Annotated in this window: 9 protein-coding genes and 1 pseudogene; all 10 read right to left on the bottom strand. The window is 66.8% G+C overall.

What is annotated here, in order from left to right; translation table 11 throughout:
• Positions 1–105 precede the first annotated feature (105 nt).
• The 10 genes and pseudogenes from BN948_RS19465 to BN948_RS19420 all read right to left on the bottom strand — a co-directional run bounded on the left by BN948_RS19465 (position 106) and on the right by BN948_RS19420 (position 10665).
• On the bottom strand, positions 106–792 hold the full coding sequence (locus BN948_RS19465; protein ID WP_035623273.1) for a hypothetical protein: 687 nt from the start codon (positions 790–792) through the stop codon (positions 106–108).
• A 181-nt stretch (positions 793–973) separates the two neighbouring features.
• Positions 974–1366, bottom strand: coding sequence for a hypothetical protein (locus tag BN948_RS19460; RefSeq protein ID WP_003050375.1), 393 nt, complete (start codon positions 1364–1366; stop codon positions 974–976).
• Positions 1367–1387: 21 nt separating this feature from the next.
• The gene (locus BN948_RS19455; protein WP_003120032.1) at positions 1388–1609 is read right to left on the bottom strand and encodes a hypothetical protein; all 222 of its coding nucleotides are present in this window, start codon (positions 1607–1609) and stop codon (positions 1388–1390) included.
• Positions 1610–1941: 332 nt separating this feature from the next.
• The gene (locus tag BN948_RS19450; RefSeq protein WP_035623269.1) at positions 1942–2499 is read right to left on the bottom strand and encodes a hypothetical protein; all 558 of its coding nucleotides are present in this window, start codon (positions 2497–2499) and stop codon (positions 1942–1944) included.
• Between the two features lie 243 nt (positions 2500–2742).
• Entirely contained in the window at positions 2743–4353 is a 1611-nt protein-coding gene (locus BN948_RS19445; protein WP_035623264.1) for a DNA cytosine methyltransferase, read from the bottom strand.
• A gap of 530 nt (positions 4354–4883) precedes the next feature.
• Positions 4884–6904: pseudogene (locus tag BN948_RS19440) on the bottom strand (DNA topoisomerase III).
• 275 nt (positions 6905–7179) lie between these two features.
• On the bottom strand, positions 7180–7632 hold the full coding sequence (locus tag BN948_RS19435; protein ID WP_035623262.1) for a single-stranded DNA-binding protein: 453 nt from the start codon (positions 7630–7632) through the stop codon (positions 7180–7182).
• A 73-nt stretch (positions 7633–7705) separates the two neighbouring features.
• Complete coding sequence (locus BN948_RS19430; RefSeq protein ID WP_035623258.1) at positions 7706–8233, bottom strand: DUF3158 family protein; 528 nt, start codon at positions 8231–8233, stop codon at positions 7706–7708.
• The gene (locus BN948_RS19425; RefSeq protein ID WP_035623255.1) at positions 8230–9024 is read right to left on the bottom strand and encodes a PFL_4669 family integrating conjugative element protein; all 795 of its coding nucleotides are present in this window, start codon (positions 9022–9024) and stop codon (positions 8230–8232) included. Before BN948_RS19425 ends, BN948_RS19430 begins: the two co-directional genes overlap by 4 nt.
• 429 nt (positions 9025–9453) lie before the next feature.
• Positions 9454–10665, bottom strand: coding sequence for an STY4528 family pathogenicity island replication protein (locus tag BN948_RS19420; protein WP_009517726.1), 1212 nt, complete (start codon positions 10663–10665; stop codon positions 9454–9456).
• Position 10666 lies beyond the last annotated feature (1 nt).

Here is a 10666-nt window from a genome sequence, read left to right as displayed (position 1 = left end):
ACAAATCCGTCCCGTTTGAAGAACTGGCATCCGTTCCTACCCCAAACTCGTTTATCAACTGGCAACGCGACAGAACCCCGGTGGGTGGAAAGAAAGGGAACAGCGTCAGGTGGCGCTGATCGTTGGCGTTTGGGCCAATCGCTCGGCGACGCGCCGGCGCAAATTCATGCGGAATGGCTCGTCGCTGACGCCCGCCAGCAGATTGATGGTCTCCAGCGCGAGCAGGGCCGAAGCCTCTTCGATGTCGGCGGCCACAATGGCCTTGCGCAATTGGTCGCCGAGCTGGAGGGCCTGGGAGGAGGAGGTGATGACGCGAACCGCGCGGCTCAGGTAGCAGCCGTTGCCGCCGAACTCGAATAGCCGCGGCTTGCTGCAATACCAGCATCCCTCGAACTGGATGGCGGTCAGGTGGTGGCCGTCATCGAACCGGGTGGCGATCAGAAACAACGCATCGAGATCGGCGGTGCCCTCGAACGAATGACGCTCGATCAAGTTCGCCAGCTCGTCGTCCTCATCAGCACCGAAGTGCACGGCGAGCAATTCGAGCAGCGGCGGGATCGACAACCCTTCGTCGTCCGGCATCGGAATGCCGAGTTGCGTGGCAAAGTCTTCCAGGCCATCGAGCACGTCCGGCCATTGCGGATTGGTGGTCTCGGCGATCTGGGCGATGTAGGCCTGCCCGTTGCCGGGGTGGCTCTCGTCCAGCGCGAAGGTGCCGAACAGCGCCTGGATGACGGGCGTCACTCGGTCGAGCACGAGAACGCCGGTGGCTTCGTAGTAGTTGTTGGCCATGAAGGCTCCTTTCGATGAATGAACGGAGCCAGCCCTTGCGGACGATGGCATCCGCAGGGGAACCGCCTGATGCCGGATGGCACTGGGCGGGGAGAAAACGCGAGGGACATGGCCTCGGACGAGGCGCATGTCCCTCATGGGGTCGCGTGAACGCAGTGATGAAGATGTGCCGGGGACCGGCTCACCAACCGCTGTAGTTCAGCAGCAGGTCGGCGATCACCTGGCGACGAGGCAGATCGAGGCCGTCGAAGTCCGACAACCCGTTGAAGTGGCAGCGCTTGAGCATGGCACCGCCCTCGCGCGCGTTGTAGAAGCTGACCATCGCGGACAGGAACATGCGTTCCCCGCTGCTCAGGACGCCGAGGGCATCGTTGAGGCGCAGCATGTCGGGACGCAGATCCCACTTGCTCTTGGCCTGGTTCAGACCTTCACGGGTGCCATCGCCAAACCATTGCGGGCCGGCGATCTCGACACCACGCTTCCAGGCCTCGAAAAAGGCTTGGGGCGCGGCGCTGAAATGCCGTTCTTCCCGAACGATCTGATCGACGACTTCCTGCGGCAGAAGCTGGTTCATGACGTGATTCCTCCAGTTGGATCAGGGAATGGCGAGCTGGGACCAGCCGCCTCTTTCGAGGGCACGTTGAGCCGCGGCATGGCTGCGGAAGTACTCACGAGATTCCCGCGAGACGGGACCTTCGGTATCGCGCGTGCCGATGTAGTGGCCGGCGGCGCTGTGCAGGACTTCGAGCGGCAGGAACTTGCCGCAGTAGGTCAAGGCCAATTGACCGAATCGGCCGAAAGAGGCTTGCTGGGACATGGATGGGCTCCTTGGGAAAGCGGGGCCCTGTCCCTCACGGGATGGCAGCTCCCGCACGCGGTTGAAAAAAAGCATCAGCGTCTTGGGAACGCGCGTCCGCGCAATGGATGCGATGCGGACTGGTGGGTTGCGCGGAGAGAACCCCGCGGCAGCCTGAAACCCTGGCTGCTGGCATGTGCTGACGAATCAGCGAACATGCGGGCAGCTTCGTGAGGGTGCCGCGCCACGTCAGTTGGAAATCGGCATCTGGTCCAGCCCCGATTGATGTGCGCAGGACAAAGAAAAGCCCCGCAACGAGTGCGGGGCGGTCATGACGGTGCGGTGAGGCTGGATCAGCGGGGCTTGTCACCCAGGACATGCTGCTTCCAGATGGCGAATGCCTCGTCCGCTGGCAGCTCGGCCAGGATGATGATGGGCTGGTCCTGTCGGCTGCGCAGCTTTGCGAAATGCGCCGCGCGGTCGGCAATGGCCTTGAGCTTGATGCCCTTGAGGAACAGCAGCCGGCCGTCCTTGATGAACAGCACCTTGTTGCCGATGTCGCGGTTGAACGCGGTGCGCAGCTTGCGCTCCGCATGCATGGCATCGGCCAACTGGTCCACGAGGAAGTCGAGCGTCATGTCGATGAGAAGCGGCTCGTCGTCCTCGCGTTCGACGTCGAGCGATGCCGGCGGCAGGCTCTTGGCGAATTCCTCGGCCTGGGCCAGCAGCGCGGCCTGGCCTTGCAGCGGGCGCACGAACGTCGAGCCGCCGTGTCCGTCATTGCGGGCTTCGGCGATGGGCCTGCCGTCGAACATGACGGTGGCGGTGAAGCACAGCGTTTCCTCGCTCGCGAAATCCGCGACCTTGAGGTTCTTGAGCGTGATGCGGTCTTGTCGGGTGATGGTGTCCATAGGAAGTCCTGTTATCGACCGGGTTGACGACACGCCCCTGACGGGACGCGGCATACATCCCGTGGGTTGGAGGAAGGTGGCATCGATGCCCGGTGGGCAGCGTTCGCCGGAGAGATGCCGGGGCGAACTGGCGGGTGGCGTGGGAGGAACCCACGGCAGCCTTGACACCCTGGCTGCTGGCTGTTGCCGATGCGTCGGCAATGCAGGAGGGAGGATCACGCGGCCCGCCGGCCGCGTCGTGCATCAATCCGAAGCGCTCGATCCCGTCTTGTGCGGGCACTGCAACAGCCGCTGGCCCAGCCACGCGACACACGGCACGGCCATGGAGTCGCCGATCGCCTTGTAGCGGGGCGCGTCGGCGGCGGGCTTGCCGCGGTACGGCACCAGCGTGTAGTCGTCGGGCATGCCTTGCAGCCGCTCGCACTCCACAGGCATCAGCCGACGTACCCGCCACTGCGACCAGTCGCCCGGGCCGGGGTCGTTCCAGTCGTAGCGGAAATGTGCCTCGAAGTCCGGTGCCAGCACATGGGGCTTGTCGGCACCGCCGCTGCTGGTGCGCAGCGCGGTCGAGACGCCATCGCCCAGTTCAGCGGCCAGGCCTTCGGTGCGACCGCGCAGCGCCACGCCGAACACCATCGGCCGGCCCTGGCCCGGCTTGCCGCCACCCGTGGAGAGCGTCCCGGCAAGCTGGCCGTGGCCGGATTCCAGCCGCAGCTCGCCGCGCGAGTTCTGCGCGAACGCGATGGCCGGCACGACGCCGGCATTCGCGTGGCTGAGGCGATGCCCGCCCGCGCGCAGCGTCGGTGCCCAGGCCATCGTTGCATCGGCTCCGCAGCCCTGGGCGGTGAAGGCGATGATCGGCACACCCTTGCCGGTGCCGTCCTCGCTGCAGCCCTTGCCGCCGTTGGCGGTGCTGAGCGTGTGGCTGATGCTGCCCGCGATGGACTGCGCCACGAAGGTCTCGACCTCGAAGTCGTTCTTCGGGCCAGGTGCCGCGGTCAGGCAGGCCGCGACGTCAATGGGGCCTGCGGTGTTGCCCCCGCCGAATCCGAACGTCACCGTGGCCTTGCCGTAGGGCTGCTTCAGTCCTGCATATCCCGAGTACCCGCCTGCTGCCGCAGCGCCCGATCCAGCAGCGCCGGCAGCGTCTTGCCACGACGCGAAGCCCGGCGAAGAATCCCAGCGCACGCCGTCGCACTCAAAAAGTACCTCGGCGGGATCGACGCCACCTCCACCACTTGCCACAAGAAACACGCGACGGCGCCGTTGGGCGACGCCGAAATATTGAGCGTCGAGCACGCGCCAGGCGATGCGGCGCTGGGGTCCAGACACACAGCCTGCGTGCGCCCATTTTTGCCCTGGCGGTTCGAGCACACGGCTTTCGCCGGCCAGTGCTCCCAGGAAGTGCCCGAAGGCATTGCTGCGGTCGCTGAGGACGCCGGGGACGTTTTCCCAGACGAGGGTTGCCGCCGGGCGGCGGTCTTCATGGCGGGTTTGGTCGATGGCATTTGCAAGCTCCACATAGGCAAGGGTCAAGACGCCGCGCGGGTCGTTCAGGCCCTGGCGCGCACCGGCCACGCTGAACGACTGGCACGGCGTGCCGCCGACCAGGATGTCGGGAGCCGGCACGGTGCCGGCGCGGACCTGGCGGGCGATCGCGGTCATGTCGCCCAGGTTGGGCACGCGGGGGTAACGGTGGGCGAGCACGGCGCTCGGGAACGGCTCGATCTCGGCGAACCACGCGGCTTCGAGGCCGAGCAGTTGCCAGGCGAGGCTCACGGCCTCGATGCCGCTGCAGACGCTGCCGTAGAGCAGCGGCGTGTTGCGCGGCGGTGCGCAAAGTTTCGGGTGCATGTCGGTCTCCTGTTCGTATGGCGCAGGGCCATCGCCCTGGCCGGGGCGTTGAAAGGCAGGAGAAAGGCGCCGAAGGCCCCAGGGGCCTTCGGCTCGGGAGGAAAGAGGAACCACCCGTGGGCTGATTGGCAGGCCCGGTCGTCGCTAGAACCGTCTGCTCATCAAGCAATCACACCCGGCCCATGTCGTGGCTGGGGCCGGCATCGTCTGGCGCACATCCGCGCACAAAGGGAGCCCGTTTTTGCGCCGGCGGGCACCGGCACCGAATACCGCTGACCACGAAGGGTCTCCGGGTGGCTCGCGCAGGCAAGCCATCGGGGGACCCTTCGCAGCGGCGGAAGGAATGCAGACGAGGAGAACGCGCGGGGTGCGGTTCGCGGAGAAGCCACCTTCAGGTCCCGCGGCCTGGGATGGCCGGACGGGACGCGCGCACAGATCAAGAAGGCGTTGCGCGCTGGGCGTCCCGCAGGGCATGCGGAACACGGGCCACACCGCCGATGGCGGACACGGCTCACGGGGAACGGGGGCGGTCAGACGCCTTTGCGGCCGCCGCCACTGGTACGGCGTGGACGCGAGGCACCACGCCTGGACGTGCCGGTTTCCACCGGCAGCGTGCCTTTGCAGTCGGGGTAGCGACTGCACGACCAGAACGGGCCGCTCTTGCGGTGCGCTGGCGCGTGGGTGCGCCGCACTGCGGACAAGCCGGTCCTTGGGGAACCTTGATGGACAGGGACGTGCTGCCGTACTGCGCGATCAACTGCGAAATCCAGGCGGCCTGCTTGCTGATGAACACATCCAGGGTGAGTTGTCCGCCCTCGATCATGTCCAGCGCCTGTTCCCAGACGGCGGTGGTGCCGGGGTCGGCAATCGCCGCGGGCACGGCGTCGATCAGCGTGAACGCCGCATCCGATGCACGGATGGAGCGTCCCTTCTTCACGATGTAGCCGCGGGCGATCAGCCCGCTGATGATGTTGGCCCGCGTCGCCTCGGTGCCGATGCCCGTCGTGTCCTTGAGCTTCTGCTTCAGGCGCGGGTCGGTCACGAAACGCGCAACACCCTTCATCGACTTGACCAGTTCGCCCTGGGTATAGGGCTTAGGCGGCATCGTCTTGAGGGCCTTGATGTCGGCCCCGGCAACCTGGCATGCCATCCCGTCACGCAGCGCAGGCAGCACCTGGCTGCGCGCGGCACCATCGCCGTCCTCGTCCGCTTGCGGTTCGGCCAGCACCAGGCGCCAGCCCTTGGCGACGACTTGCTTGCCTGTAGCCACCAGCTTCTGCTGGCCGCAGGACAGCTCGGCCACGGTGCGGTCGAACTCGTGGTGCGGGAGGAACTGGGCCAGGTAATGTGCCCGGATCAGCCGGTACACCGCCCGTTCCTTCTCGCTCATGGCGGAGAGATTCGCAGGTTCGAGCGTCGGGATGATGCCGTGGTGCGCCGTCACCTTGCCGTCGTTCCAGGCGCGCGAGCGCTGGGTGCGGTCGAGCTGGCCCATGATCTGGGCCAGCGTGGGATCGGTCTTGAGCAGGCTGTCCAGGACCGTGGGCACCTCGGCGAACATGCTTTCGGGCAGGTGGCCCGAATCCGAGCGCGGGTACGTCGTGGCCTTGTGCGTCTCGTACAGGGCCTGGGCGATCTCCAAGGTTTCCTGCACGTCCAGCCCAAGCTGCTTGGAACAGACTTCCTGCAAGGTGCCCAGGTCGAACAGCAGCGGCGGGCCTTCGCGCACGCGCTCGGTCTCGACCGACACCACCTGGGCACTGCCCGCGGCGCGGATCTGTTGCGCGGCCTGCTGTGCGACGGGCTGCTGCAGGCAGCGGCCGGCGTCGTCGGTGCTGGCATCGGGGGCAACCCACTGCGCGGTGAAGGCCTGGCCGCCTGCGGACAAAGACACGTCGATGGCCCAAAACGGCACCGACTTGAAAGCCGCGATCTCGCGGTCGCGGTCCACCACGAGCTTTAGCGTCGGGGTCTGTACACGCCCGACCGACAGCACGCCGTCGTAGCCGGCCTGCCGCCCGAGCACGGTGAACAGCCGGCTGAGGTTCATGCCCACGAGCCAGTCGGCGCGCGAGCGCGCCAGCGCCGAGTAATACATCGGCAGCGTCTCGGCCGAGGGCCGCAGCTTGCCGAGCGCGGTGCGGATGGACGCATCGTTGAGCGCCGACAGCCACAGGCGTTCGATGGGGCCGCGGTAGCCGCATAGGTCGATGATCTCGCGGGCGATCAGTTCGCCTTCGCGGTCGGCGTCGGTGGCGATGACAAGCTGGGTCGCCTTCGCCAGAAGCGCTTTGACGACCTTGAATTGCGTGGCGGTCTTCGGCTTGACCTCGACCCGCCACTGCTGGGGAATGATGGGCAACTGTTCCAGCGACCAGCGCTTGAGCGCCGCGTCATAGACCTCGGGTGCTGCCGCTTCGACGAGATGGCCGATGCACCAGGTGACCGTGACGCCGGAGCCGTTGAGGCAGCCTTCACCGCGCTGCGTGGCGCCGAGAATCCGGCCGATGTCTTTGCCCTGGGAGGGCTTCTCGCACAGAAACAGCCGCATGTCCGTCCATCCGCTTCCCGTTGTTCATGGAGTTGCTGGGATCGAGGATGCCGAGCGCCTGTTGGGGCAGCAGCAAACAAGCTGCATGCGGCAGCGACCGCTTTCACGCCGATGGAACGGCTTGGGCGGGATGGCGTGCGGCCGGTGGTGTGCGGGCCGGGAGCCGCGATGTTCGGGAGCGCGTGGAAGCCGGTGGAAGTCGGTGGAGCTATCCCCAGGGGATAGCTCGCGAGGACATGGGGGCGGCGACGTGCTGCGGCCGCCCCCATGCCGGGTCACCTCCTGCGCTTGGGGTCCTTCGGCGCAGCCGGTTGCTGGTCGGCCTGGGGCTTGGGCTGCGCGTCCTGCGCGGTCTCCTGCGATTTTGGGCTCAGGACGACGGACTCGATGCGGAACGGCAGGATGCCGACGCTGCGCGCGTTGATCTGCCAGGTCTCGCGCGGCTGATCCTCGTTGTCGGTCCAGGGTTCGCGCTCCATGCGGCCGACAACCAGCACGCGCATGCCCTTCTGGTAGAGGTCCATCCAGTGCGCGGCCTCGCGGTGCCAGATTTCCACCGGCGCCCAGAAGCCGCCGCGATCCTCATAGTCGCCGCCCTTGGTGGGAACGGGGTTGTCGAAATACACGTTCAGCCGCAGCAAGCGCCGCGGTTCGTCGTTGCCGTTGGGGAACTCCCGGTACTCGGGGGACGAGCCGATGTTGCCTTCGCCCGAAAAATGAGTGCTCATGGTGCAATCTCCTTGGTGGTTGAAATACCCGTGCCATGTCGGCGTCGGGCGCGTGCTGGGGGGCCCGACGCAATCACCGATCGCGCACTGCGGAGGGTATGGACGCGAGCCGGCGCAGGTAGGCGTCTTCCGCCTCGGCGGCCTTGCTGGCGCACTCCTGGGCCTGCCTGCCCAGGGTGTGCAACAGGCTGATCTGCATGTTCAGCGTGATGCGCTGCAGCTCGATCGCGTGCAGGTCGGCCAGCAGGTTGACCGGCGTGCTGGTGCTCGCCATCAGCGCCTGCCACAGGGCCACGCCCATGGCCGAGCGGTCGTGCCTGCGCCAGCGCAGGAACGTCGTTCCCGCGCCAGTGGTCTGCTGGGCCAGTTCCACGAGCAGCAGGTGGAAGGGATGCCCACACGCCTGCGCCAGCACCTGTCGCTGCGACAAGGCAATCAGTTCGTCGCGCATGGCGAAGCACTGGCTGGCCCAGGCCTCCAAGTCCCCTTTACCTTTAAAAGGCTTTAAAAGGCCTTTTAGAGAGGCCGCGTGTTCCAGGCGCATGAAGGTTCCCTGTTGCAGGCCCCGGAAGTAGCGGGTCGGCTGGTTCAGATCGCTCATGCGGATTCGTCCTCGCCGGCAGTGGCTGCGCCTTCGGACGGGTCAGCAGCAGCGGCCGCATCACCATCGACGCTGGTAGCGGCTGCGGCAGGACTCTCACCGCGCAGTTGCAGACCACGGCGCACGATGGGCGGCGCAAACTTCGAGCGGCGCGTGCCTTCGAGCACGTCCTGCGGCAGTTCACCGAATTTCTCCAGCGCGGCCCGCGCTGCGGCATTCTTCGCCGCGAAATCGTCGCGGGTGCAGCCCGAGTAGCGGTACTGCTGGGCCAGCGAGAACAGGCTGCGCAGCGCGTGCGCGCCCTCGTTGAGCCAGCGCTCCAAAGTGCTGCGGTCAATCAGCGCGGTGTGGTGGGCGAGGATCAGCTTGCGCGCGATGTCGTCGTAGTCGGCCAGCAGATAGACGGCGGCAAAGCCCAACTGCGCATTGACGAACAGCGGCAGCTTGACGGGCTGCACGTTGAGGTTCTCGCCCAGGGTCAACGCGGCGGGCACGCCGGCCAGGGCCTGGTCCACCTGTTCGCGCAGCGTCTGCAGCGTGGTCTTGGTCTGGTCGAGCTTGTCTTCGATGCGCAGCATCCACCAGTCGCTGTACGGGTCGTCCTGCTCCGAGCCGCGCTTCATCTTGTTCATGACGGCGATGTAGCCGTTCAGGCCGACGATGCCCGGTCGCCCCTCGGCGGCGGCGCGGCCATGCCAGATGCGGGAGGCGTGGTGGGTGTGCAGCGTCAGCGACATCGCGCTGCGCAGGGAGCCGAGGTTGAGTTGCAATGGTTCGTTGCTGGTTGCCATGGTGATCGCTCGCTGGTGGACAGGGAGCCGCCAGCATCCGCATGCGGCGGAAGGCAGTCAGTCAACAAACCGAAATGAGCCGACCCCCGGTTCTGTGCGCGCTGGCGGCGCAGCGCGCAACGGTCCCCTGGGGACCGCTCCGCAGATGGGCACTCACATCGGCGTTCCCGTCCTCGGTTGTTGACGGTATGCGTGCTGCACCGCACGTCGCGCTGCCGTTCGACACGATCCTTCGCCGCGCAGCCGTCCCCAGGGGACCGTTCCGTTGAGCGCCATGGAGGTCTGCTTCATGGTCTTGCATGCGCTCTACTCAGGTTTTGCGCAGCATGTCGCGCCGTCGCCCGGGGTTTCACCACACAGCCGTCCCCTGGGGACCGTTTCTGCCGACCGCCAAGGAGGTCTGCTTCATGGCCTTGCCAGGCCCTGTGCTCAGGATTTGCGCAGCAGATCGCGCAGGCGCTCGATGTGCTGCCGCGCCACCTCGGGCGGTGGCGCTCGCGCCGCCGATGGTGTTGGCGGTGCCGGGCCGGTCTGCTTGGCCCACGCATTGAACTCGCCGCGCATGGCGCGCTGGATGATGCCGAACAGATATCCGGCGGGGTTGCGGATGCCATGCTTGCCGCACCGTGCGGCCCATTCGTCCAGCACGGCCTGCCGCAGGGCGGCGTCCACCTGCTGCAACGCCATCCTGGCTCCGGCCTGCTGTTCCGCCTTCAGTTCCGCGAAGCGCTTGGGCCATTGCAGGTCGCCCAGCGCACGCGCCTGCGCGGTAGTACGTACTTCATCAATACGACTACTACGTACTGTACGGTCCTGCTTCGGATTCCGAAGAGCGCCGTCTGGAGCGGGTTTCGGCCCTGCTTCGGATTCCGAAGAGGGGCGTTCGCCATTCCGAAGAAGGCTCCTGGGCCCTTCTTCGGAATCGTGGATCGCATCCGCCTGTGGATAACTTTCGGAGGCGGTGATGCCCTGGTCGGCCAGGCGCTCGGCGAGCACTTGCAGCCGCGACGGCAAGGTGCGTCCGGACAGCATCGGGTCGTCCGCGATCTCCTGGAGGGTGTTGAGTCCCACCACCTGGACGGCCTTGGCCGAATGCCCCAGCGACTGGCTGACCAGGGCCAGGTAGTCGGCGTCGAGCTGCATCGCCTCGAACGGCGTCAGGGGTTCGTCGTGCAGGACATAGAGGTTGCCGAGGATGCGGCCGCTCCTGGGGTCGCGCCGTCGTCGCACCAGGCTCAGCCATCGGGTGAGGCGCAGCAGCGTCAGCGCCCGCGCCACGGTCTCATGGGAGGCCTGGCCTGCGCAGGGCATCGACGCCAGCCACGGCCGCAACTGCTCATAGGTCGGGAACGCCGTCACGCCGTCGTCGTTGAGCATCAATCGGAACACCTGCCAGGCGTTGCGCTCCAGCGGCGTCAGGCGGCGGTCGAGGAACAGCCGCCGCGGCACGCTCTCGTGCCGATTGCCACTGAACAGGAAGGCGTCGCCGGACGTAGGAGGCGTGGGCGTTGGAGCAGGCAGGGACGCGGGAGCGCCAGAGCTGGACTTGGGCGCGAGGTCCTTCAGCGCAGCGTCAAACAGGTCGGCGAGTGCGATGGGGCCTTGACGCGGGGCTCGTGGGGCGGTGTCGTCCACGGCCATG

The organism is Hydrogenophaga intermedia, assembly GCF_000723405.1.
In the GTDB taxonomy this organism is placed as follows: domain Bacteria; phylum Pseudomonadota; class Gammaproteobacteria; order Burkholderiales; family Burkholderiaceae_C; genus Hydrogenophaga; species Hydrogenophaga intermedia.
This window is presented reverse-complemented; position numbering and strand designations above follow the sequence as displayed.

What these genes read in the sequence shown, in the direction of transcription:
- BN948_RS19465 (WP_035623273.1), bottom strand. Translation starts at nt 792, where the DNA reads ATGGCCAACAACTACTACGAAGCCACCGGCGTTCTCGTGCTCGACCGA.
- BN948_RS19460 (WP_003050375.1), bottom strand. Translation starts at nt 1,366, where the DNA reads ATGAACCAGCTTCTGCCGCAGGAAGTCGTCGATCAGATCGTTCGGGAA.
- BN948_RS19455 (WP_003120032.1), bottom strand. Translation starts at nt 1,609, where the DNA reads ATGTCCCAGCAAGCCTCTTTCGGCCGATTCGGTCAATTGGCCTTGACC.
- BN948_RS19450 (WP_035623269.1), bottom strand. Translation starts at nt 2,499, where the DNA reads ATGGACACCATCACCCGACAAGACCGCATCACGCTCAAGAACCTCAAG.
- BN948_RS19445 (WP_035623264.1), bottom strand. Translation starts at nt 4,353, where the DNA reads ATGCACCCGAAACTTTGCGCACCGCCGCGCAACACGCCGCTGCTCTAC.
- BN948_RS19435 (WP_035623262.1), bottom strand. Translation starts at nt 7,632, where the DNA reads ATGAGCACTCATTTTTCGGGCGAAGGCAACATCGGCTCGTCCCCCGAG.
- BN948_RS19430 (WP_035623258.1), bottom strand. Translation starts at nt 8,233, where the DNA reads ATGAGCGATCTGAACCAGCCGACCCGCTACTTCCGGGGCCTGCAACAG.
- BN948_RS19425 (WP_035623255.1), bottom strand. Translation starts at nt 9,024, where the DNA reads ATGGCAACCAGCAACGAACCATTGCAACTCAACCTCGGCTCCCTGCGC.
- BN948_RS19420 (WP_009517726.1), bottom strand. Translation starts at nt 10,665, where the DNA reads ATGGCCGTGGACGACACCGCCCCACGAGCCCCGCGTCAAGGCCCCATC.